Origin of the sequence: Caballeronia sp. DA-9 (assembly GCF_051615025.1) — a bacterium.
Taxonomy (GTDB): domain Bacteria; phylum Pseudomonadota; class Gammaproteobacteria; order Burkholderiales; family Burkholderiaceae; genus Caballeronia; species Caballeronia sordidicola.
The window spans coordinates 200,441-223,775 of sequence record NZ_CP195132.1 but is presented as its reverse complement, the minus strand read 5'-3'; the positions used below and the strand labels follow the sequence as shown (position 1 = coordinate 223,775).

Sequence of the window (23,335 nt, the reverse complement as noted above, 5' to 3'; positions counted from 1 at the left end):
CGACACCGGGTGGGTGTCAAGGCGTTCGGGGCCGAGTCCTCCGCTTCGCTCCGTCCCGCACCAACCCCTCACTTCTTTCCTTGACACCCACCCGGCGCCGGCTCCTTGAGTCGCACGGGCGCGAACTCAGGAGACTGGCGGCAGCAAAGCCAACCCCTGGCTTCGACCAGGATGAAACCAACCCCTACGGCGGGGGCGAATCTTGGAGCCCGGTCAGCGCAACACCGATCAACCCTTTTTGATGGTTTTCTCTCTGGAGACTGACATGCAACTCGCTTCTTCTTTCCGTTCCGGCTCCCCGATGCTGCGTTCCGACTCCCCCCTGTCGGATGACCAGATTCACCGCGTCGCCCCGTCCATCTTCGCGGATGGCAAGCACCAAAGCCGTTCCGAGCGCTACACCTACATTCCGACCATCGACGTGCTGCGCGGTCTGCGCAACGAAGGTTTCCAGCCCTTTATGGTCTGCCAGACCCGCGTGCGCGACCTGGACAAGCGCGAGCACACGAAACACATGCTGCGTCTTCGCCCAGGCACCGAAATCACGGGTGAGGACGTCAACGAAATCATCCTCCTCAATTCGCACGATGGCTCGAGCAGTTTTCAATTACTGGCTGGTGCCTTCAGATTTGTTTGCCACAACGGCATGGTCGCCGGGGACACCGTGCGCGATATCCGTGTGCATCACAAAGGTAACGTGGTGCAGAACGTCATCAACGGTGCTTTCGACGTGCTCGACGGCTTCGGCCTGATCCGCGAGCAGAAAGATGGCATGCGCGCCCTCACGCTCAACCGCGATGAACAGCACGCCTTTGCGCGCTCCGCGCTCGCGCTGCGCTACGACCCGACCGACGCGGAGGCCCCTGCCCCGATCACCGAAAGCCAGTTGCTCGCCCCGCGCCGCTTCGAGGATCGCCGCGACGATCTCTGGACGGTTTTTAACAAAGTGCAAGAGCACTTGACCAAGGGCGGCCTGCATGGACGCTCGCGCAGCGGGCGCTCCATGTCCACGCGCCCGGTGACCGGCATCGACCAGAACGTGAAACTGAACCGCGCCCTCTGGATGCTCGCTGACGCGATGCGGACGATGAAGGCATAAGACCGGAAGGGCCGGTCCGTTCCGGCCCTCACCGCGCATCCCATCATGAGGACTCCTACCCGGATTCGGGACTCATGATGTTTCGCAACAAACCGGACCCGGGACCTTTCTTTTCTCTTTTGGAGTCTGTCATGCAATCGCAAGTCATCGCACCAACCCCTGAACTGTCGGGCGCAACCGATACCGACGCCAGCGCGAGCGAAGCCACCGCCGTACTGGAAACCGATTTCGGAAAGGAGCAGCCGGTCGAACACGTCCCGTATTCGCGCCTTCGTCTCTCACCGCTCAATGTCCGCACCAAACCCCTTTCCGGGATATCCGGACTGGCGGATAACATCGCGGCAAAAGGCCTTCTGCAAAACCTGGTGGTCCATTTCATCAAGGGTTCCCGCAGCAAACAGCCCAAGCTCGGCGTGTGCGCCGGTCAGCGGCGGCTCGCCGCCCTCGACCTGCTGTACAAGGATGGCCGCATTCCCGCCGACTATCCGGTGCCCGTGCGCATCGTCAGCGAAGGCGATGCATTCGCCGCGAGCCTGATCGAGAACAGTCAGCGGGAAAACCTTGATGTTTTCGATACCGTGTTCGCCTTCAAACGCCTTGCCGACGAAGGGCGAAGCATCGGTTATATCGCGACCCTGTTCGACGTGTCGCCCCTCACCGTGAAACGCCGCCTGAAACTCGCGCATGTCTCCCCGAAGCTGCTCGCCCTGCTGCGTGAGGACGCGATCAGCATTGACCAGCTCGCCGCCCTCGCACTCGTGGACGACCATGACACGCAGGAACGCGTCTGGTTCGACGCGCCCAATGACTATCAACGCGCGGCGCACTACCTGCGGCAGGCCATCACCCGCGCCGAAATCGACGCGAGCCGCAGCCGTCTGGTGAAGTTCGTCGGGCTCGACGCCTATGAGGCGGCTGGAGGCTACGTGAGGCGCGATCTGTTCAGCGATGAGCAGAACGCAGGGTATGTCGCGGACGCCGACTTGCTGCAACGGCTCGTTGCCGAAAAACTCGAAGCCGCCGCCGAAGCCGTGCGTGCGGAAGGGTTCGGCTGGGTCGAAACCCGCATCGAGCGCGATCACAGCGAAATGAACAGCTTCGGCAGGCTCCAGCCGATCCAACGGCCCTACACGGAGGACGAGCAGCGCGAGCTTGACGCGCTGAAGGCGCAGCACGACGAAATCGTCGCGAAATTCGACGCCCTTGAGGAAGGCGACGAGAACGCGTACGAGGAAGCCGAAAACCTCGAAGCGGCGATGGATGCCATCGAAAGGGCAATCGGGACATTCGCGCAGCGCGCGCAGGTGTGGGGGGATGCCGCGCATGTCGCACAGGCAGGGGCATTCGTCACGGTCGGGCCGAATGGCGAACTGATGATCGACCGGGGACTTGTGAAGCTGGAAGACCTTGCCCTACTCGAAGGTGATGGTGCAGTGGTCACCGGTGTGGCCAGCACGGACATGACCGGCTCATCCACCGGCAACAGCAAGGCCGCCCCGAAAGAAAGACCCGTCCACAGCGCAGCGCTCTGCCAGCGCCTCACCGCGCACCGCACCGCTGCCGTACAGGCCGAACTCACGAAACGCCCGTCCGTGGCGCTCGCTGTCCTGCTGCACCGGCTCGTGCCGGTTGCCTTTGCCGAGCGCTATCGTTCAGGGTGGGACGCGTCCTACCTCGAACTGAACGCGACCAGCAGCCACGACAAGCTGCTGAAAGCCGCCGACGACATGCCCGCCAGCGTCGCATGGACAGCCATTGACGCACAGCGCCAGCAGTGGACCGCCACCCTGCCCGCACGACGCGCCGACCTGCTGCCGTGGCTCATCGACCAGGACCCCGGCACGACCCTGCTCGACCTGCTGGCGTTCTGCACGGCTTCCCTGATCGACGGCATCACGGGCACCGAGGCTCCGCACACGGTCAATGCCCTGACTCAGGTACTGGAACTGGACATGACGCGCTACTGGACCCCGACGCGCGCGTCGTACTTCGACCACGTCAGCAAGGCCCGCATCATAGACGTGCTCGCCAGCGCCATCTCGCCCAAGGCCGCCGCCGATCTTGAAAAGATGAAGAAAGGCGACGCCGCAGCCGCAGCCGAACTGCGTCTCGCCAAGGTGAAATGGGTCCCGGAAATCCTCACCTCTCAGGCTCCGCCCGTCATCAATCACTACGATCCCGATGACGACGAGGCCGACGATGGCGACGAAGGCGACACGCGGAACAGATCGCCCGAGGATGACGACACCGGCGCGCAAGCAAACGGCACGGACAGCGAACCGGACGGCAGTCAGGCCGCCCGAGAGGCAGCGGGGCGCGGTGCCGATGGCGACGATACCAGCGCCGACGCACCGGGAACGACGCCAAGCGGCGCAGGACCCGCATGGCCGTTCCCGACCGCCGCCACAGCCTCTGGCAAGCCGGTAGCCCGAGGCGCAGCGTGACCGCAGGAGCCGTACAGCGCCGCCCGCGCAGGGCGGCCACCTATGCATCTGGCACGGTCCGCGCATGGCGCTGGCATGGCGACGGTGACGTGCGCGGATATCGTCCGCCTCGCGGCTGGACGGCAGTCGCCGACATCACCGATATCCATCCCATCAGCGGAGAGCAACTGACTCGCTCGGTATGGTGGATCATCGAGACGAAGCAGTAACTGCAGTAACGGCAGTAGCGGTCCCGGCAGGGCACGCCGGGACCGCTCAGACCTGACCGACGCCTGCACGCGACCGGCCTGCTCATCGCCAGCTTGATCATCCCCGCACGCCCGTTGTGTTGACAAAACCCCTGTACCGGTTACGCCTTTGCTTTGACACAACGCCCGAAACGTGCGGCGCGCTGAATGACGCGACACGTGGCTAACGGGCCTAACGCGCCCTCTGGCCTTCACCTTCCTCGACCGGCACCACGTCGCGCCAGTCCGGGCGCTCGCTGAACTCGAACATACGGCAGGAAGATGTGTAATGCACATGAGTGATGTACATTGAACATCTTGACATGAACACTCCCTCGCTGTACATTAGACATCAATGATGTATATCGCACATCGAGATGACTATGAAAAACGCAATGCTCAGTGAACTGTTCGGCGGGGCACAACGCTTTGCCCTGCTTCGCGCCCTGTATCAGGACCCAACGCGCAGTTACACAACGGTTGAACTGGCCCGCATGGCGGGCGCTGATCGCGGCAACGTTTCCAGGTGGCTGCGCAGATGGACCGAGCTCGGGCTGGCAAAGCGGGTCGCGCAGGGGCAGCACATCACCTACCAGGCAGGCGACGACCCCTTGCTGGCGGGACTGACTGACATGGCCCGCCGCAGCGACGAAGTACTGGCCGACATTGCAGACGCCCTGCCCGAGCAGGCCGAGGCGGCTGTCGTGTTCGGGTCGGTTGCCCGAGGCGATGAATCGGCCCGCTCCGATATTGACGTGCTGGTCCTGGGTGACCACCTGAGCAGCCTGAAGGTCAATGCCCGCCTGAAACCGGTCGGACGCAAACACCATCGCCAGATTCATGCAACCGTCGCTTCACGCCGGGATTTCGAGGAGAAGCTCGCTGACGGCGAAGGTTTTGCCAGCAATGTCGTGTCGAGCCCCTTTATCCCGTTAAAGGGGGAGTTCACCTATGCCAGTGCGTAACCCGCTCTCGCTGTCCCAGGACGAACCCGATCTGGTCCGCCAGGAGCGCACCAGAAACCGGCAGACCATCCAGTCACAACTGCGCGCCGCAGTACAGAAATACCGGGATGCGCAGCATACAGGCGTGTCAGGCCCGACACGGCTCGACGCTGCCTATGATGCAATTCTCTTCTGCGCGCTGGCGGTCTTTGCTGCACAGGGATTTCGCATCGCTTCCAGACCCGGTCATCACCGCATCGCACTGGAAGGACTCGCCGGTACGCTTGGTTTGAGCAGCGGCGTGCATGACGAACTCGAAACGCTGCTCGACCTTCGCAACAGCAAATACGACGGTTTTGAGTCCGTGGATGCGCAGACGCTGAACGACGCGTTGCAACTGTCGAACAGCATTCTGTCCACGGTGTCCGAATGGCCGAAAGAGCATCATCCCGATCTGGTCGCGAGAACCTGAGCAGTCCGTCACCGGTACCCCGACCCTGCTGCGAGGATAAGGTGAGGCATCCCTCCGCCCCGCGACCTCATCGGCTAGTCCTCTGGTCCTTGTTTCCACACAAGCCATCCCCTGCCAGCCTCACCTCGCCGTAACGCTTGTCCCGTCGCACCACGGCCTTGTGTTGAATCAATGGCATCGCCGGTGCCACCGCACTCTCATTCATTGCCGCAAGGCTTGTTTTCACACAAGCAACCCTCGACGACCCCCATCGCAGCAGACCTTGTGTCGATACAACGCGATCACCCATGCCGTCGCACCCGCACCCGTTTGCGCGCGCCTTGTTTTCACACAAGCCACCCCCAACGCCTCCTCATCGCAGCACCCTTGTGTCGATACAACGCGAACAACAGTTTCATCACATCCTCAACCGTTGACGCGCGTCTTGTTTTCACACAACGTGACCCGCGACGGCCCTCGCCTCGCCGCTACGGTTTGTTCCTTCGCGGCGCGCCTTGTGTCGATACAACGCGATAACCCTGCCGTCGCGCCCTCACCCCGTCACGCGAGCCTTTTTTCGCACAAGACGCCGCCCGAAGAATCATCGCCGCACGCCTTGTGTTGAATCAATGGCATCGCCAGCGCCACCGCATCCTCATCCGTTGCTGTAAGGCTTGTTTTCACACAAGGTCTCCCGCGACATCCCTCGCCTCACCGCTGCGGTTTTTCTCGTCGCAGCCTATCTTGTGTCGATACAACACCGATCGTTAGCGCACAACCAGAACTCGGGTCGCCTGGGCACCCATTTCCCACGATCCCGGAGTTTGTGTTGAGACAACCTCTATCGATCTGCTCAACTAGGCGCCCTGCGGCTCGCCAATCCAGTCTTCAAAGCCCTTGCCCCGGCAGCCACTACGCCCACCGCCCTCGCTACCTACCTGCACCAACTGTGGTGGTCAAGTTATTTCGGACAGGTTGTTAGGTACTTTTACTGTCATTTTGGCCTCGTAGGCGCTGGGCGACAGATAGCCCAAAGTCGAGTGCAAGCGCACCGGATTGTAGAAAGCGACGATGTAGTGGTTGATGTCGCGCCGTGCCTCATCGTGGTTGGCGTACTGGCTCTGCCACACGCGTTCCATCTTCAGGTTCAGAAAGAATCTCTCCATCACAGAATTGTCCCAACAATTGCCTTTTCGACTCATGCTGCAAACCACGCGATGCTGCTTGAGCAAGGCCTGGTACTCGTCGCTTGCGTACTGGCTGCCACGGTCCGAATGGAGTATCAATCCTGGCGCTGGGCGACGTTGCTGCAAGGCTTGATCCAGTGCCGAGACGACCAATCCAGCCGGCATGGTCGGCGCCATCGCCCAGCCCACCACCTTGCGTGAATACAGGTCCAGCACCACCGCCAGGTAAAGCCAACCTTGGGCGGTGCGGATGTACGTTATGTCGGACACCCACGCCAGGTTGGGCTGTGCCACCTCAAATTGCCGGTCCAGCACATTCTCGGCCACTGGCAGCGTGTGACGACTGTCGGTGGTCGAAACGAATTTACGTTTCCAGTTCGTACGCAAGTCCATTTCGCGCATGAGCGTACGCACGCGATGACGCCCAATGCGCAGTCCCTTGGCTCGCAGCGTATGCATGACACGTCTGCTACCGTAGTTCCTGCCGCTGGCGGCGAAGGCCGCCCTGACGTGTGTTTGCTCTTGCACACGCTCGGGGCTGGGCCGCGCCTGCCGGTGTGTGTAATAGCCCGAGCGACTCACCTCCAATAGCCGGCACGCGTGACTGACCGAGACGGCCTTCTCTTGCAAGTGAGCGACCACTCGATAGCTCACTTCAGTTCCCGTGCAAAGAAGGCCGACGCTTTTTTTAGTATGGACACGTCCTCGCGCAATTGCCGGTTCTCCATTTCGAGTTGCCGGATGCGTTGTTGTTCGGCCGTCAGCGGCTTACCCTCTCCGGGGCCGCCGGCACGCTCCGCGTCGTACTGGGCCACCCAGCGACGCACGGCTGTCTCAACAAGGTCCATCGACCGGCAAACCTCGCCCACCGATAACCCTTGGTCCCTTACCATACGTACCACTTCCAGCTTGAAGCTGGCGTCAAATTGTCGGCGCCTTTTTGTCATTTACTCTTTTCCCTCATCGATTCAGCATTGTCCGCCTATCGACCTGTCCGAGGAAATTAGACCACTACAGTCTCAACAAGGTCCATCGACCGGCAAACCTCGCCCACCGATAACCCTTGGTCCCTTACCATACGTACCACTTCCAGCTTGAAGCTGGCGTCAAATTGTCGGCGCCTTTTTGTCATTTACTCTTTTCCCTCATCGATTCAGCATTGTCCGCCTATCGACCTGTCCGAGGAAATTAGACCACTACACACTACTTTCTTCATCTATTGCAGGATAGGCTACCGCCGGTTTTGGGCACCATGCCGTGGTGAGCGCCTCGCACACGGTTTTGGCTTACCGTGAAGATGCCGTGTTGACACCACCCAGATCGAAGGGGAAAACTAGACATCATGTATGGACCTGCCGCACCTCAAAGTACGCGGATTAAGAGGCCAGTTCAAAAATCCCTGAGGAGACTGCGTATTTCACACCAAGCTGGACAAGGATCTTCGCGGCAAGCTGGACACGCTTTTCACAGTATCCGTCAGCCGAACCCGTTAGGGCGATTTTGCGCGGCTAAATGTCGACGATCTTTCGCAGTAGAGAGTACGAAACGAGCCGGTGGAGTACGAAACGAGCCGGTGGCCATCAGTGTCATTAACGGCGACCGACGCGGTCTTGGCATTCAGCCTCACGACGACTCCGACGCGCTCGCTTAGGTGCTTGTCAGTGAAGCTAACTGTGTCACCGATGAAGAATTCTTCACGCTGCGTTCTCGGCGACGGTGTCGGTTCGACGTGAGACTGAGCACTCAAAGTTTCTGGGAGGATCGCTGCGTAGAGCACGCCCCAACGGCGTCGAGTTACGCTGTCTTGAACCACGGCCTGTGTCTGACGAAGTTCAACTATGTCGCCTTGCGCCGGCGGTCCAAGCGGTTTGTCGCCGATGTAGTTGACGGCCATCCCCAGGTGCAGGCGTTGACGTATTTCGAGAATACGTCGGGGGTCATCAAGCATTTTGCCGATAGCAAGATAGAAGCGATATAGCTCGGCACTGGGCGCTTGCCGAAGCGAGTCGAGAATGTCCATGGTGTTGAGGTGTTTTTAACGGGCGAGCGGCAAGAGCTCGTGCACGCGATTGGCGGGATATGACCGCAGTTGCTCAAGCGTTCGCTCAAGCCACGACGCGTAGGGCTCGATACCATTAAGGCGAGCCGTTCCGATGAGTGAGTACATCGTTGCGGCCGCACGGGCACCGCGTGGAGAACCAGCGAACAGCCACTTCGATCATACGTTGATGCCAAGCCCACCGTCGACGGCGCTAGTCACTTTGTCTTAACGGTTCTGAGCGCTGGCCGCGCGCCGGTGACGACTTCGAACTTTGCAATCTCCCGGGTCAGTTCGTCGACAACCCGTTCGATCAGGGCATCCGTCAACGCGGATGCCTTGCTCCCTTTTTGCCGATAGATGCTGTAGTTGATTGACAGCATCGGTTCAAATTTTTTTATGACCACACCTTTCGCCGCCGTCGCGCTGGCGGAAAGATAGTCCACGACGGTGACGCCCGCCCCGGCCTGACAGAAAGCGATAGCAGTTGCGGCCAGATTCGTCTCGATTGCGACCGGGATTCTAAGATTCGCCAGCGCTGCGTGCCGCTCGATCTGCTGCACGAGCGGGTCGGATGCGAGCAACGAGATTAAGGTCGCCTTTTCCAGATGCTGTAGCGTGACCGCCTCGACATCCGCCAACGCGTGGCCCTCCGGCACCACGCAGACCACCGGCACGTCCGGCAGCGTGCGCCGGACGACCGCTGGATGCTCGATGCTGGTCGTCACACCGATCGCGAGATCGAGTTGATTGCGCCCGGCCCACTCCACGAGGGTCTGGGTGGAGCGGATATTGACCGTGATCCGGACGCCCGGATGGTCGACCTGAAACCTGTGGATGATGGCCGTCATTAAGCCGCTTCCCAACGCGGGGAGAATGCCGATTTTCAGGCGGCCAGCCCGAAGATCGCCGAGATCTCGTGCCAGTCGCATGATTTCTCTCGTCGAGATGAACGAGCGCTCCACCTCGGCGTGGAGCGATACCGCTTCGGCCGTCGGAATCAGGCGTTGCCGCTGTCGGCTGAATAGGCTGTAGCCCACCTTGGCCTCTAGGCGAGCAAGCAGTTTGCTGACGCCGGGCTGAGCGATATCGAGAAAATCCGCGGCTTTTGTGACTGTGCCGTGCTGCATGATTGCGGCGAAAACCTCCAGCTCGCGCAACGTAAAATCGCTCACATAACACTCCTTAAAGTCCGTGGCTTGCATGCTCGCCAGTCCAGCGTGGCCATCGCGGGCGCCTGCCGCCCCACAGCGTCGGATGATCCAATCATAACCTTTTGAAATAATGCAACGGGGCGTACGCCCCGTGCATGCAGAATTTCCACTCCGATTCCGCGTTTTTTCTGCATCTGTCGTTGCGCAGATCCGCAACTCTTGGCGAGAGCCGGACCCACAGACTCACCAGGCGAAGGGCCTTGCCGCAACGGTTCATACCTTTTTGGAATGACCGGCGAATTTTGTGGCAATTGAGTCTACTACCGGCCGATCCGACAATGATTCACCGCTGCACGACGCAGCGTCTGGCGTCAGCCTGCCACCCCAGGCCGAGATTCACGGAACCGGAAATGATGAACAACAGGATATTGAAACGCGCGGTGTGTCTGATCGGTAGCCTCTGCGCGCTGGCCACTGTTCAGCTTGCCGAAGCGAAAGATGTCGTGATTGCGTTCGAGGGCAGCTATACGCCCTGGAATTCCTCGAACCCTGACGGCACGCTCGGCGGATTCGAACCGGCGCTGGCCAAGGTACTGTGCGAACGAGCCCATCTCAGTTGCAAGCAGATCGCCGCCGACTGGGACAGCATGATTCCGGCACTGAACACCGGCAAATTCGACGTCATCATGGACGGCATGGCGATCACGACGGCGCGCAAACAAGCGATCGATTTCAGTATTCCCTATGCCACCGTCACGTCGAGTTTCGTGACTGCCAAAGGGCGCACCGCCGACTTCGGCAACCTAAGAAGCGGACTTACGACCATCGATTCCGATGCCGACGCGAAAACCGCGCTCGCCGCGCTGCGCAATGCGCTCAAGGGCAAGGTGATCGGCGTGCAGGCAGCCACCACTTACGTGCCGTTCGTCCGCACGAACTTCGCGGACATCGCCGACATCCGCGAATACCGTAGTTCCAAGGAACGCGATCTCGATCTGGAGAGCGGGCGGATCGATGCGTCGGTCGAGAACACCGTCTATCTGCTGAACAACGCAGACAATGATCTTTCGCTGATCGGGCCCGTCATTGGCGGGAAGATCTGGGGCGAAGGCGTCGGCATGGGGCTGCGAAAGTCCGACACCGCGTTGCGCGACGCGTTCGACAAGGCAATTGCGTCAGTTAAGGCAGACGGCACGCTGTCGCGACTTTCTCTGCTGTACATGAAAACCGATCTGACGCCGCACTGACGCATGACAGCCAACGCGCACGGAATAGTCATGCCGGATATAGCGTATTTACCGTCGGCCGTCTCTAGGCAACCATGGAAGCCATGAATGAAGAACACCTATGATTTCGCCATCGTCGGCGGCGGACTGGTCGGTATGGCGATCGCATATGGGTTGGCGAAGCGCGGCCAGACCGTCGCAGTACTGGACGGCGAAGATGCAAGCTTTCGCGCCGCCCGTGGCAACTTCGGTCTGGTCTGGGTCTCGGGCAAGGGCCGAAAGGAGCCGGATTACGGACGCTGGTCGTTTGAGTCGTCGCGACTGTGGCCCACGTTCGCCGAAGAGCTGGAAGACGCGTCGGGCCTAAAACTCGGCTATTCACGACCGGGCGGATTGAACATTGCCCTGACCGAGGACTCGCTCGCGGCAAGCGTTGAGAACGTCGATTACCTGTATCGCCAGGACGCCCGGCTCACGTACGACGTGCTGGATGGTGGCCGGCTGAGAGGGATGGTACCCGACATCGGCGACGACGTGGTCGGCGCGGTCTATTCCGAAAACGACGGCCATGTCAGCCCGCTTTACACGCTTCGCGCTCTGTTCACCGCATTCGCGAAGGCCGGCGGCGACTACGTGCCGAAAGCAGCCGTCAGCACGATTGAACGGCGCGGCGACGGCTTCCGTCTCGACACGGCATTGGGAACGTTCTGCAGCGCAAAGCTCGTACTATGCGCCGGCCTCGGTAATCGCGATCTCGCGCCGATGGTCAGCCTTGACGCCCCTATTGTTCCGCTGCGTGGCCAGATCCTCGTGACCGAGCGCGTCCGCCCGTTTCTTCACTATCCTACTCTGTCGGTGCGGCAGACTGCCGAGGGTTCGGTGCTGCTCGGGGAATCCGCGGAGGACGTGGGCCTGGACGCCGGCGTGACCGCGGATATCGTTGCACACATCGCTCGTAAAGCCATCAAGCCGTTCCCTCTTCTGCACAGTGTGAACGTGGTGCGGGCATGGGGCGCGCTGCGCGTGATGACGCCGGACAGCATGCCGATCTACGACGAATCGCACGCGTGTCCCGGCGCGTTCCTCACGACCTGCCACAGCGGCGTCACGCTCGCCGCCGCTCACTGCGAACTGCTGGTGCCATGGCTACTGGGCGGCCAGCTTCCCCCTATTCTCGATTATTTCCATGCAAAGCGATTCCATGTTTAGCCTCCTGGAAGGGAGCGCACTGACGCTGATACGGATCGAGATCGACGGCAAGTCCGTCGACGTACCGGATTCGCTGACGGTGGCCGCCGCGCTGCTGTTTGCTGGCGTTCACACTTTCCTGCGAACGCCGGTTGGCAATGCGCCGCGAGCGCCGTTCTGCATGATGGGCGTCTGCTTCGACTGTCTCGTCCAAATCGACGATCAGCCCAACCAACAATCCTGCATGGTCAAGGTCAGGAAGGGCATGCGCGTGAGCTTTATGAACGGTGCGAGGGACATTCAATGACGATCGAATCAGTCGACCTGGTCGTGATCGGTGCCGGGCCCGCCGGCATGGCGTGCGCGCTGCGCGCGGATGCCCTGGGTCTGAAAGTGCTGGTGATGGACGAAAATCCCTTGCCGGGCGGGCAGATCTATCGCAACGTCAGCCGTTCGCCGCTGCCCGACCCGGCGCGACTCGGTGCGGATTATACCGACGGCGCCGAGCTGGTGAAGCAGTTCGACATGTCCTCCGTGACCTACTGGCCAGACACGCTGGTATGGCAGGTGAGCCACTCGCTGGAAGTCAGCTTTACGCGTCGAAACGAGACGACGGCCAGCGGCCAGATACGCACTAGGGCCCTCGTTATCGCCAACGGTGCGTACGAGCGCCCCTTTCCCGTGTCGGGGTGGACGTTGCCCGGGGTCATGGGTGTCGGCGGGGCTCAGACACTCTTCAAAACCGCGGGCCTGCTGCCGAACGTGCCGACGGTGCTGGCAGGCAGCGGCCCACTGCTCTACCTGTTCGCTTGGCAACTGATTGGAGCTGGACGGCCGCCCGCCGCAATACTGGAAACCACGCCCGGTGCCAATTACCGTCGTGCGCTGAAGCATCTGCCCTCCGCATTGCGAAGCCCGGGCTACCTGTTGAAAGGCATGAAGCTGCTACGCGCCATCGGGAAAGCGCGCGTCGCCCACATTCGCGATATCAACGAACTCGCCATCGAAGGCGACGTGCGCGCAGAGCGGATCCGCTACCGGTCAGGCGGACACTCGGCCACGATCGCGGCCGGCCTCGTTCTGTTGCATCAAGGAGTGGTGCCTAACGTGCAACTGACGCGCTCGATCGGCTGCGCACACGACTGGGACGATGCGCAGCTATGTTGGCGCCCGAGCGCTGACAGCTGGGGCGAAACCTCCGTGTCGAATATTTTCACGGCCGGAGACGGCGCCGGTATCGGCGGTGCGATCGGAGCACGGATCAGCGGCGAGCGAGTCGGGCTTGCCATCGCGCATCGCCTCGGAGCGCTGGGCACCGAATCTTTGACAGAGCACGCGGCGCCGCTCGACCGCCAGCGTAATCGACACAGCCGCGTGCGCCCTTTTCTCGACGCGCTCTATCGCCCGGCTGCGCCCTTTCGGCGTCCAACAGACACGACAATCGTCTGCCGCTGCGAAGAGATAACGGCCGGCCAAATTCGTGAAATGGCCCGCCTCGGTTGCGTCGGCCCCAATCAAACCAAATCATTTTCGCGTTGCGGAATGGGTCCATGTCAGGGGCGTCTCTGCGGTCTGACCGTGTCGGAACTGCTCGCCGAGCAAAACAGGCAGCGAATGAACGAGACGGGCTACTACACCATCCGCCCGCCTATTAAGCCAGTGAGCCTGGGGGATCTGGCGGTCTCTTATATCCCCGATGAAAACGCAGCGAAACCAACCGAATGGGTCCCGAAATGAGTGATGCGTTGATAGTCAGAACGCCCGGCAATACGCGTATGAGCAAGCTAGTGCGCTTTGGAAATCTCTTGTTCCTGGCCGGACAAACGTCGTCGGGGCAAGCGCAGGCACGCTCGATCGAAGAACAGTGCCTGGAGGTGTTCAGCCGGATCGACGTGCTGCTGGAGCAGGCGAACAGCGATAAGCGACATTTGCTGTCTGTGACCATCTATCTGAAAGACATGAATGATTTCGATCGAATGAACACGGCGTGGCAGCGGTGGGTCGATCCCGATCACCTGCCGGCGCGTTGTACGGTGCAGGCGATACTCGGCTTGCCGGAACTGCTGGTCGAGTTTAGTGTGATCGCTATTGCTAAGGACTAAGCCTTGCTTTAAGACGCGTAATCTTGAACGCACGTCCAAACGCATTGGCCATCGACCCCTCGAGCACAACAGAAAAGATCTTGTCGGCTATTAGCGCGCCAGATTGGGAGGACGTCGGGTGTTGTCGGCGTCCGCAGAGTCCGCCATAAATATGTTGATGAATCGTCGTCTCTCAAAGCGGCAAGAAATGCGTTGGTCCATGAAGGAGCTCACTACCTGCTACAGACTCCGCGTCTAGCTCCTTGATGGAAGCTTGGAAAGCTGCTTTTGAAAGCGGTATCAAGGCACGATGCTGTAGGAACGGATCGAGCGTCCAGAGTTGCGGCGGTATTTGAGTGTAATACAGGGCAGGTAGGACCTAGGTGGATCTCGTCCTTGAGACGGTCGCTCCCGCTGAGAGGAAGGTGCAGCGATGACCCGAGGACGTAAAAACTGGCGCGTACGTCTGGCCTTCGAGCCGAACCGCTACGCCCAGGAACAGTTGCAAAAAGCGTACGAGTAGATCAATCCCTTCGAAGCACGCGCAACGGCCCAGACTTCCGCGACGCGGTCCGCAACGACCAGGAGAGCGATTCTCTAGCGAGGTGGACGATGAGCAAAGCTGCGATGGTTGCGCTTTACGCGCGGATATCCTCCGCACGATTATCCGGTTGCAGCGGATCGGCGTTGTTTCAAGCCGACAGCGATGAGAACCACTGCAATCACCGTGAGAAGTACATCTACAGCTAGCGCAATATGAATTCCGCCCAGGAGATTGGCGCGAACGGCCATCACGGCGGCCAAGGCCGGGATGCCGATGGTGGATGCAACGCGCTGGCTCGTTGTCAGCAGGCCGGAGGCAAGTCCTTTGCTGCCCTCCGGAACTTCCGTGGTCGCGGCAACGGTGGCTGCCACAACAGCCGTGATATGGCCGAAGAATCCTATAAACAGTGCCGGTATCAACAGCCACATCGAGTTCGTGCCGGAGCCAAGCAGGATCAGTGGTGCGGTAAAGCCACCTTGGACGAGCAAAGCCACCAGCAGCACGGGACGCGCGCCGCGCCGAGCGACGATCCGGCCGGTGAGAATGCCCGCAACGACCGATGCGAGTCCCGGAACGCCGAACACCAGGCCGGTCGTGAACGGTCCCAAATGCAGCACTTCCTGCAGGTAGATTGTTACGAGATAGATACCTGCCATCCTCAACGGCTGACTTTTCCACGGTCGCTCACTACCACGCCTTTCGAACGCAGCAGCACGGGGCGGTTTGAAGCCTGCCCCTGCAGGCCGGCTTCGGAAGGCCAACTTCCATCTTCAGTACAGCATCACAAGCTCCTCGCTTGTGTTCGTGACACACACTTCCACTATTCGCCCGCACCGGGTCCAACAATGGCTGCACAGTCCGGATCCGGCCTTTCGTGAGAAGGTCAATGTGATTTGCAAACTGTATCGCCGCGCACCCAGAAACGCGGTAGTGCTGAGTATCGACGAGAAAACCGGCATTCAGGCCATCGAGCGCAAGTATCCGGGACGCGCGCCCGGGCCGCGACGGCTGCGTCGTCGTGAGTTTGAATATATCCGTCATGGCCAGGCGTTGATTGCCGTGCTCGATGTTCATACTGAACAGGTGCTGGGGAGCTGCCGCGAGCGGCGCACGCAGGACGATCTGGTGACCTTCATGGAGAGCGTGGCGCACGCGTACCTTAACCGCGAAACATCATGCAGGCGAACTGCAGCGCCAACTGCGCGCTCTGCTGGGCCATGATCAGATCGTTACGCAAGCCTACGGAGCTCACCTGCTGATCAAACGTCTGGACGGTCAGGATCCGATTGTTGTGGCTCGTCTGAGCGAGCCCGGCCGCAATCTTTACGGTGCAGCCTTTCGCAGCCATAGTGGGCGATGGGAACCTCTGCCGGGCTCACGCCCGCTCGATGAGATCGCTCAACTCGTCGTTACGCTCCTGGAGCCTTATTTGCAGCCAGATAATTATTAAACCTATTTACGGGATGTTGTACTACGGTAGTCCGCTGGCGGCAGTCGTATCATCCTGCACTGCCGCCACGGCATCAGAACTTGTGGCGAATGCCGACAATTGCCAGGCCTTGGGTATTCGAGCCCGAATTTGCACCGTAGTCGCCGATGGAGGCGTCGGCGGCAATGATCTTCCCGGCAGTGCTTAGCGTCGTGCCACTCGCTCTTTGGTAGGCAGCGAGTGCGTAGAGGTCCGTACGCTTTGACAGCGAATAGGCGTATCCCAAATTGAACTGGTTGTATTTCGCTGATGCCGAGCCGTCCGACTTCGTATAGTTGTAGCCCATTGCGGCGCGACTTGCTGGCGTGATTTGGTAGTTCACGAAAAGCGCCCCGCTATTGAATTTCTCGTTTTTGCCAAAATTCGAAAGACCATCACGAGCGTACTCAATGTTGCTATATGAGGCGCCGAGCGAGAGCGTCCCGATCGTGTACAGGGCCCCCGCGCGGGCTATCTGAATCGATTTCGCCGACCCATAACCCTGGTTCACGACCGAGTTGAAAATAGAGTCCGCGGAACTGGTCCACATCCGCACACCGTTGCTTGCCGTACGGCCGCCGTTCGCATGAAAATAGCCGGCGGCCAAAGCCAACGGCCCTTGCGAATAGCTCGCGCCCGCACTGTAAGTTTGTCCGTCTCCCGTGCTCCCTGCCGTGCCGCCAAAGGCATAAAGTGCTTCGACGACTAATCCATGCATGTTGGGACTGACGTACTTGACCGCGTTGCTGATCCGCACGCTATTGTCGTAGTTGTCCGCGTCGCCGGGTGTCCCGAAGGTCTCACCATAAGAGTCACCCGTTAGTGGCTGAACCACATCCAGCACAGGATCGTATTGTCGGCCGAGTGTGACCGTGCCCCAGTTGTTATTTACCAGCCCTACCACCGCCTTTCGGCCGAACTCGCGCCCCCCTTGGTTAAGTACACCCGTACCAGCGTTAAAACCATTTTCAAGTTGGAATATTGCGCTGGAACCGCCGCCTAGATCTTCCGTTCCCCGAAACCCCCATCGTCCTCCAGACAAGTTGCCGCTAGAAAATTTGACCAGCGTACTCTGATTGACGCCACTCGCCGCGACGTTGTGTACATAGGCGATACCTGCGTCAATTACCCCATACAAAGTGACGGTGCTTTGCGCATATGCATTGACGGCAACGGCCATCGATCCCAATGCCATCATTGAAGTGACTTTCCGCTTCATAGTTTCGGTTCTCCAGGAGTCGTAGTGCTAGTTATGGTAAATCTTGAAAAAACGGCTGAATTTCTCAGACAACTCTTACCAGTCGACCCGACAATAATTGTCGATATTTATTTATATCGTTATACTAACTAACTAACTAACAAAATGGTTTTGGAATGAGTAAGCAGCTGTCTAGATTACGACAGTCTGTCGCTACTGGAGTGCATCTTCTAAATCGCTCAAAACTGCGAAAGGCCTAGCTCTTGTCGTTAAGCTCTTTCGTTCAATCTCCGCTGTGCATCGACCAAAACTCGAGCTCGGCAATTCATATTCAGTTCACCTTAGCCATCGATGAGATGTAGGAATTCCCGAACGCGCGGGCTTGCGGGACTATTGAAGAACGACGCTGGATACGTATCGGTGACCACTACTCCGCCATCCATAAATACCACGCGGTCAGCAACATCTTGGGCGAAGCGAATTTCGTGGGTCACGACTAGCATCGTCATACCCTCCTTGGCCAACTCTCGCATCACAACGAGGACATCTTCGCGTAGAGACGGGTCGAGGGCTGAAGTCGGCTCGTCGAACAAGATGACTTCCGGCTCCATGGCCAAGCCTCTCGCAATGGCAACACGTTGCTTCTGCCCACCGGACAGCCGACCCGGATATTCATTGGCCTTGGCAGCCAAACCTACCCGATCGAGCAACGACATGCCCCGCTGCTGCGCGCGTGCTTTGTCGATTCCCTTTACGCTCGTCAAGCCTTCGGTCACGTTCTCAAGGGCCGTTCGATGGGGAAACAAGTTAAACGATTGGAAGACCATGGCCGTGCGCTGACGAATGGCCCTGATCTTTTTCTGATCGTCGCGCGTGAGCTTTCCCCCATTACGCACAACCTGAACGCCAGAGACCTCGATCGTGCCAGTATCTGGCAGCTCAAGAAAATTGAGCGAGCGCAGCAAGGTGGTCTTTCCGGAACCAGACGGGCCCATGATTACCACGACCTCGCCGGATCGAACGGTAAAATCGACGCCGCGCAGAACGGCGTTGTCACCAAACGACTTCTTGAGTCCCCGTACGGCAATTCGGTTAGGTTGTATAGTATTCACTGAAAGCGCCTCGACAGTCGATTCTCGAGGATTGTCTGAATGATGGTGAGAATCTGGTTTATGAGCCAATAGATGGAGCCGACCATCAAGAACATTTCCATATAACGGAAAGTCGAGGCACCAATCTGATCGGCCACACGCGTCAATTCCACGACAGTGATCGTGGAAGCGAGCGACGTATCCTTGATCAAAGCAATCATTCGGCTACCCACCGACGGGATCGCAATGCGCAATCCTTGTGGCAAAATCACTCTCGACATGGCTTTCCAATAGCCCATTCCCATCGACATCGCGGCTTCCCATTGACCACGATCGACCGCGTTAATACCGGAACGGAAATTCTCGCTGAGATACGCTGCTGAGAAGAGCGTCAATGCAAGCAAGGCGGCGGGCACAGGATCGAGCACTACGCCGTACCGCGGCAGACCAAAATACAGCAGCAAGATCTGGACAAGCAAAGGCGTACCCCGGAAAACAGAGACATACGCGAAGGCGAGCCACCGAAGAGCGGGGATGCTGGAGATGCGCGCGAGCGCCACGAACAATCCAAGCGTCGAGCCAAGGATAAACGAACCCAGGCCCAAACAAATCGTCATGAGCACCGCACTTTTCAGCAGAGGCAGCGAGCGCAGGAAGAGTTCAAGCACATCTCACTCCTTTTGCGTTTTCGCTTTCGCGATTGTTCCAACCATGTCGTAGTTGGCACCGACCCACTGCTTGGCAAGCCGCTCGAGCGTGCCGTCGGCAGACATGTCGGCAATCGCTTTATTAACGGCGGCAAGTAACGCAGGTTGATTTTTCGCGATTGCGGGGGCAGACAATTGATAGATCAGCGGCTCGCCCACTTCTTTCACGGGTAAGTGATTGACGTTCGCGTACTTCATCCCTCCAAAGTGGGAGATGATCACAGCGTCAATACGACCGTTCCCGAGATCACTGAAGACCAGGCCACCGTTGTCATAAGTCCGGATATCCGAATCCTTTAGGTTGGAGCGCGCCCACGATTCATTGGTCGAGCCAGTCGTCACGCCTACCCGCTTGCCTTTCAAATCCGGGCGGTCCTTGATGTCCGTGTTTTCAGTTCGCACGAAGATCCGGAAGTCTTCTACACCGTAAGGCGCTGCGAAATCGACTTGTTTCGCGCGTTCCGGTGTCGGCGTGAGGTCGTTCATCACTATGTCGTACTTGTCCGATTTCAAACCCTCGACAAAGCTTTTGAACGAATCCGCTACGAACGTAACCTTGGGCACACCGATGCGTTTCGCGACCTCCTTGGCGACCTCGATATCGTATCCGGCGGGTCGATTTTTATCGTCGAGCAAGGTCCAGGGTGGGCTGCTCTGCGTGTTCGCGATACGAATTACGCCTGCGGCCCTGGCCTTGGCTAAAAGGTCCGGAGTCTGTGCCACAGACGCCGTGCACACTGTACCGGCAAGCATCAGCAATAGCGTGGCGCCGGCAAACTGGATTCGAAAATGGTGGTGTTTCACGATCAGCCTCTATCGGTAAATTTGAGTCGCCGGCGATCAGGTGCTGGTTGCGCCTGACGCTTTGTCGAATGCGTCCAAACCGCCAAGCAGGTCACTCATTAACAGATCGCCCTCTTCGAGACCAATCGAGAGCCTGATAATCGGCTGGTCAGTCAACGGAAAACGCCGATCCGCCTGCAGCGGCGCCGGGTAGAACGCAGCGAGGCTATGCACGCCACCCCAGCTCGCACCGATGGCAAAGTGCGTTAGCGCGTCGAAGAACGCGATGTACGCGGTGTCTGTGGACGGACGAAGGATCAGAGAAAACAGACAGCCGTTGCCTTTGAAGTCCCGCTTCCAGATCATGTTGCCCGTATCGGATTCGAGCGCGGGAAAGAGGACTTTTTCTACGGACGGGTGATCTTCGAGTTTTCTGGCGATTTGGAGGGCAGTCGCGCTTTGCGCATCAAACCGCACTTTCAACGTTTCCAGGCCACGCAATACCAGGAAGCAGTCGTCAGGACTTGTTTGCTGACCCAGGACGCTTTGCGTTTCGCGAAGAATCTCGTAATAGCTGAAGTCGTTCATGCTGATCGATCCCAGGAGAAGATCTGAGTGTCCACCGAACAACTTGGTCGCAGCTTCGATGCTCAGATCAACGCCATGCTCGAGTGGTCGGAACGCAAGGGGACTTGCCCAGGTGTTGTCCGTCATGGTCATGACACCATGGCGCTTCGCGACTTTGACGATCGCCGGTATATCGGGCATCTCCATCGTCACGGTGCCCGGCGATTCCATGCAAATCATCTTCGTGTTGGGTTTTATATACGCCTCGATGTCAGCACCGATTGCCGGAGGATAGATCTCGACCTCCACATTGAAACCGGCTAGCCACTTTTGAGCGAACGTCTTCAGGGCGCCGTAGCATGCCGCCGAGACGAGCAGATGGTCTCCACCACGAATGAAACCCATCACCGCCGTCATGAGAGCGGATTGCCCCGATGGTGTGACCACACAGTGTGTCCCGCCTTCAAGTGCGGCGATTCGGTGCTCAAGTAGCCTCGCGGTAGGCGTCCCTGTGATCCCGTAACTGAAACCGTCGGGTTGGCGTTCTTTGCGGCGCGTGAAATCCGCGAGCGAATCGAACACCACGGTTGACGCGCGCATGACCGCGGGCGACAGGCTGCGAAAGGGCTGTTGCGCTTGCTTTGTATGTTCCATATGTCTGTCTTCAAGTTTCCAGGATGCAGATTCGATGCCTGCAGTCTACTTACGCGTAGAATTACGACAACATCAGAAACAATTAGGTCGATAAGGCAGGGTTATGAGAATCCGGGATATTGAGGTTTTCAGATCAGTTATGACTTCCGGGAGTACCAGCAAGGCGGCAGGCCTTCTCGGCATTTCACAGCCGGCGGTGAGTCAATCGATTAGACGACTCGAGACGATGGCCGACTTCAAACTGTTTGAACGCGTACGCAACCGACTTGTCCCGACTCAAGAGGCGGTCGCACTGATGCGCGACGTCGACCGCTATTTTCTAGGGTTCGAGGTCATCGAGCATCGAATTCGCAGCCTTCGATCGTACGGACTAGGGCGCCTGGCGATTGCATCGCTTCCCGCGCTGGGGACCGGGTTCTTTCCGAGAGTCATTGCAGCGTTTGATGCCGCCGCGCGCAAAGTCCAGATATCGCTTCAGGTGATGAGCTCACGTGAGGTGCACGAGAAGGTTTCCGCAGGACAAGTCGACTTTGGACTCATGTCCGACGAAATGTCCATGGCCGGCCTTGAGCATTCGGCCTTCATCACGATTCCTGGCGTCGCCGTCATGAGCACCAATCATCCGCTTGCGAAGCAATCAAGCATCAAAGCCACAGATCTGGTCGATAAGCCCTTTATTGCGCTCAACCCGGAAGACAGCACGCGCTTGCGACTAGAGACGCAGTTGGACGCGTTAGGCATAACGCTCAAACCGCTGGTCGAGACACCCTATTCTCATACTGTCTGCGAACTTGCGCTGGCGGGCGTGGGTGTCGGCATCGCGCACCCTATCGTGGCGCTTGACTTCGTTGCACGCGGGCTTGTGATCAAGCGAATTGATGTGGAGGTGATGTTTACAGGCGTCCTGGTGTTTCGTCCCGGAACGCCGCTCGCAGAAAACGCCAAGCATTTTCTGCGGTTCATGCGTTTGCAACTCGGACGTGATCAGAAAGCATTGGAGCAGGCGATGGCCTCGTCCGACGCAGTGGATATGGCATCGACGAGCCCAAAGAAGACTCATGCGGCCCGCTCGCGACGCGGTCGCGTGGCGGACCAGGAATAGTGCAAGTGGCAATCCGCTTTTAGTGGGCATCCCGACCGACTAACATTCAACGAGCGCGCATTGACTCACCAAAACTGCAACTTCCGCTGACTTCCCAATTGTCGCGCACCATTAGGGACTGATTGCCAACATGCTGGGCATTCGCATATCCGGTGTGACAGAAGCAGCGGCGCCGCTTCAGGATGCGGGATTGATCCGCTACAGTTCCGGCCACATCGAGGTGCTGGATCGACCTGAGCTGGAGAAGAGGGTGTGCGAATGCTACGGGGTGGTCAAACGCGAGTCCGACCGGCTTCGCGTTTGTAAGCGTCTGGCTGAGTCTCGTGATGCATCTTTCCCTGTACGCGCTAAACGCACGTTCGGAACGGGTGAAAGAAATACACTGATTTACTGCTGTAGGCGGCCCAACAGCAGGCACCCGGCCAGCGAACCTGAACGCACCTTCTCTTCCATCGAACAGATTTTCCAGCCCGTGGTAGCGCCCTTCAATCAGTAGTCACGACGCGTTGATACCTGCTGGGCGTGTTCCAGGACTCTATGGGAAAGACCGCGACCGGCGCCGCCCTGCAGGCGCAGATCGGCTCGAGCGCCAGCAGCTATCTGCCGGTTTCCGACGCATCCACGCAATTGGACGTTCGCGTCAGTATTCGTACCAGGTTCTGACGAGTGGCTGCGCCGTCGCGCCGCCGATGCGGTTGCGACGGACTGCACTCGGGTACAGCGGAATGCGGTACCGAGGGCTCATTTCGTCATCGGCTTCGCTCTCGCCGTCAATAAGACATATCCGGATTCTGCGGTTAATGTTGGCGACTAACACTGGTTCGCAGGAAGAGGACATTCTGCGGCGCAACTGGCAACCTCCCTGCCGCTGTTTCATGCGGCTGGACCTGGGGCGCATCACAAGCATGATCGTCGACGAGCGCCATCTGGGAAGCGATTTCGGACGTGCCTCGACCGTTGCGGCCGAATATTGGTTCGCAACTACGGGTTGTGTGAAGCTGGAAGTGATGAGCCGCGATCGCCCTCCGGATGCACACCGTTTTTACAGGAAACACGGCTTTCTGCGCGACGGAATGAGACTCTCGAAAGAAATCGGGCACTAAGGATACCCGAACATCAGCGCTGCTGGAGACCACGGCACAGGCTTTCGGCAGGGGATAATGTTGCTGAGCAGCCAAGGCG

General features: G+C 59.0%; 22 protein-coding genes and 3 pseudogenes. 14 read left to right on the top strand and 11 right to left on the bottom strand.

Annotation, left to right across the window (positions count from 1 at the left end; all coding sequences use genetic code 11):
- Positions 1-265 precede the first annotated feature (265 nt).
- The 5 genes from ACRWA7_RS07305 (at position 266) to ACRWA7_RS07285 (ending at position 5,186) form a co-directional block, all read left to right on the top strand.
- Positions 266-1,099 carry a DUF932 domain-containing protein gene (locus tag ACRWA7_RS07305; protein ID WP_438392086.1) on the top strand — a complete coding sequence of 278 codons (834 nt, stop codon included), beginning with the start codon at positions 266-268 and terminating at the stop codon, positions 1,097-1,099.
- Positions 1,100-1,230: 131 nt separating this feature from the next.
- Complete coding sequence (locus ACRWA7_RS07300; RefSeq protein ID WP_438392085.1) at positions 1,231-3,543, top strand: ParB/RepB/Spo0J family partition protein; 2,313 nt, start codon at positions 1,231-1,233, stop codon at positions 3,541-3,543.
- Positions 3,540-3,752, top strand: coding sequence for a hypothetical protein (locus ACRWA7_RS07295; protein WP_438392084.1), 213 nt, complete (start codon positions 3,540-3,542; stop codon positions 3,750-3,752). Before ACRWA7_RS07300 ends, ACRWA7_RS07295 begins: the two co-directional genes overlap by 4 nt.
- A gap of 401 nt (positions 3,753-4,153) precedes the next feature.
- Positions 4,154-4,735 (top strand): nucleotidyltransferase domain-containing protein, encoded by a 582-nt coding sequence (locus tag ACRWA7_RS07290; RefSeq protein ID WP_438392083.1) that lies wholly within the window; start codon positions 4,154-4,156, stop codon positions 4,733-4,735.
- Complete coding sequence (locus ACRWA7_RS07285) at positions 4,722-5,186, top strand: hypothetical protein (protein ID WP_438392082.1); 465 nt, start codon at positions 4,722-4,724, stop codon at positions 5,184-5,186. The genes ACRWA7_RS07290 and ACRWA7_RS07285 overlap by 14 nt, the downstream gene beginning before the upstream one ends.
- A 935-nt stretch (positions 5,187-6,121) precedes the next feature.
- Here the strand turns inward: ACRWA7_RS07285 and ACRWA7_RS07280 are convergent.
- The 5 genes and pseudogenes from ACRWA7_RS07280 to ACRWA7_RS07260 all read right to left on the bottom strand — a co-directional run bounded on the left by ACRWA7_RS07280 (position 6,122) and on the right by ACRWA7_RS07260 (position 9,565).
- Positions 6,122-7,299 (bottom strand): IS3 family transposase gene (locus ACRWA7_RS07280; protein ID WP_438391945.1). Its coding sequence is split into 2 segments (ribosomal slippage): positions 6,122-7,032 and positions 7,032-7,299, totalling 1,179 coding nucleotides; the frame shifts between segments, so codons are not numbered across the junction.
- Between the two features lie 56 nt (positions 7,300-7,355).
- Entirely contained in the window at positions 7,356-7,430 is a 75-nt protein-coding gene (locus ACRWA7_RS07275; protein ID WP_438392832.1) for a hypothetical protein, read from the bottom strand.
- A gap of 411 nt (positions 7,431-7,841) precedes the next feature.
- On the bottom strand, positions 7,842-8,372 hold the full coding sequence (locus tag ACRWA7_RS07270; RefSeq protein ID WP_438392081.1) for a hypothetical protein: 531 nt from the start codon (positions 8,370-8,372) through the stop codon (positions 7,842-7,844).
- Between the two features lie 15 nt (positions 8,373-8,387).
- Positions 8,388-8,564, bottom strand: a pseudogene (locus ACRWA7_RS07265) (transposase domain-containing protein); the annotation flags it as partial.
- Between the two features lie 44 nt (positions 8,565-8,608).
- Complete coding sequence (locus ACRWA7_RS07260; RefSeq protein ID WP_438392080.1) at positions 8,609-9,565, bottom strand: LysR substrate-binding domain-containing protein; 957 nt, start codon at positions 9,563-9,565, stop codon at positions 8,609-8,611.
- Positions 9,566-9,699: 134 nt separating this feature from the next.
- On the opposite strand from ACRWA7_RS07260, the gene ACRWA7_RS07255 reads away from it, so the two are divergent.
- The 5 genes from ACRWA7_RS07255 (at position 9,700) to ACRWA7_RS07235 (ending at position 14,060) form a co-directional block, all read left to right on the top strand.
- Entirely contained in the window at positions 9,700-10,791 is a 1,092-nt protein-coding gene (locus ACRWA7_RS07255; protein WP_438392079.1) for a transporter substrate-binding domain-containing protein, read from the top strand.
- Positions 10,792-10,878: 87 nt separating this feature from the next.
- Positions 10,879-11,979, top strand: coding sequence for an NAD(P)/FAD-dependent oxidoreductase (locus tag ACRWA7_RS07250; RefSeq protein WP_438392078.1), 1,101 nt, complete (start codon positions 10,879-10,881; stop codon positions 11,977-11,979).
- Positions 11,972-12,265, top strand: a complete 294-nt coding sequence (locus ACRWA7_RS07245) for a (2Fe-2S)-binding protein (protein ID WP_438392077.1) — start codon at positions 11,972-11,974, stop codon at positions 12,263-12,265. The genes ACRWA7_RS07250 and ACRWA7_RS07245 overlap by 8 nt, the downstream gene beginning before the upstream one ends.
- Positions 12,262-13,695 carry an FAD-dependent oxidoreductase gene (locus ACRWA7_RS07240; RefSeq protein WP_438392076.1) on the top strand — a complete coding sequence of 478 codons (1,434 nt, stop codon included), beginning with the start codon at positions 12,262-12,264 and terminating at the stop codon, positions 13,693-13,695. Before ACRWA7_RS07245 ends, ACRWA7_RS07240 begins: the two co-directional genes overlap by 4 nt.
- 38 nt (positions 13,696-13,733) lie before the next feature.
- Entirely contained in the window at positions 13,734-14,060 is a 327-nt protein-coding gene (locus ACRWA7_RS07235) for a RidA family protein (protein ID WP_438392075.1), read from the top strand.
- A 642-nt stretch (positions 14,061-14,702) separates the two neighbouring features.
- Here the strand turns inward: ACRWA7_RS07235 and ACRWA7_RS07230 are convergent.
- Positions 14,703-15,239, bottom strand: a complete 537-nt coding sequence (locus ACRWA7_RS07230) for an MFS transporter (RefSeq protein ID WP_438392074.1) — start codon at positions 15,237-15,239, stop codon at positions 14,703-14,705.
- A 166-nt stretch (positions 15,240-15,405) separates the two neighbouring features.
- On the opposite strand from ACRWA7_RS07230, the pseudogene ACRWA7_RS07225 reads away from it, so the two are divergent.
- A pseudogene (locus ACRWA7_RS07225) lies at positions 15,406-15,741 on the top strand (IS630 family transposase); the annotation flags it as partial.
- A gap of 365 nt (positions 15,742-16,106) precedes the next feature.
- Here the strand turns inward: ACRWA7_RS07225 and ACRWA7_RS07220 are convergent.
- The 5 genes from ACRWA7_RS07220 to ACRWA7_RS07200 form a co-directional block, all read right to left on the bottom strand.
- Positions 16,107-17,270, bottom strand: coding sequence for a porin (locus ACRWA7_RS07220; protein WP_438392073.1), 1,164 nt, complete (start codon positions 17,268-17,270; stop codon positions 16,107-16,109).
- A gap of 320 nt (positions 17,271-17,590) precedes the next feature.
- Positions 17,591-18,361, bottom strand: a complete 771-nt coding sequence (locus ACRWA7_RS07215; protein ID WP_438392072.1) for an amino acid ABC transporter ATP-binding protein — start codon at positions 18,359-18,361, stop codon at positions 17,591-17,593.
- Positions 18,358-19,008 carry an amino acid ABC transporter permease gene (locus ACRWA7_RS07210; RefSeq protein WP_438392071.1) on the bottom strand — a complete coding sequence of 217 codons (651 nt, stop codon included), beginning with the start codon at positions 19,006-19,008 and terminating at the stop codon, positions 18,358-18,360. The genes ACRWA7_RS07215 and ACRWA7_RS07210 overlap by 4 nt, the downstream gene beginning before the upstream one ends.
- 3 nt (positions 19,009-19,011) lie before the next feature.
- Positions 19,012-19,851, bottom strand: coding sequence for an ABC transporter substrate-binding protein (locus ACRWA7_RS07205; protein WP_438392070.1), 840 nt, complete (start codon positions 19,849-19,851; stop codon positions 19,012-19,014).
- Between the two features lie 36 nt (positions 19,852-19,887).
- Complete coding sequence (locus ACRWA7_RS07200) at positions 19,888-20,997, bottom strand: trans-sulfuration enzyme family protein (protein ID WP_438392069.1); 1,110 nt, start codon at positions 20,995-20,997, stop codon at positions 19,888-19,890.
- Between the two features lie 157 nt (positions 20,998-21,154).
- Between ACRWA7_RS07200 and ACRWA7_RS07195 the strand changes: the two genes are divergently transcribed.
- From ACRWA7_RS07195 to ACRWA7_RS07185, 3 genes and pseudogenes are all read left to right on the top strand, one after another.
- A complete protein-coding gene (locus ACRWA7_RS07195; protein ID WP_438392068.1) occupies positions 21,155-22,153 on the top strand; it encodes a LysR substrate-binding domain-containing protein in 999 nt (332 codons plus the stop codon).
- A 118-nt stretch (positions 22,154-22,271) separates the two neighbouring features.
- Positions 22,272-22,448 (top strand): annotated as a pseudogene (locus tag ACRWA7_RS07190) (helix-turn-helix domain-containing protein); the annotation flags it as partial.
- A 580-nt stretch (positions 22,449-23,028) separates the two neighbouring features.
- The gene (locus tag ACRWA7_RS07185) at positions 23,029-23,256 is read left to right on the top strand and encodes a GNAT family N-acetyltransferase (protein WP_438392067.1); all 228 of its coding nucleotides are present in this window, start codon (positions 23,029-23,031) and stop codon (positions 23,254-23,256) included.
- The last annotated feature ends 79 nt before the right edge of the window (positions 23,257-23,335 follow it).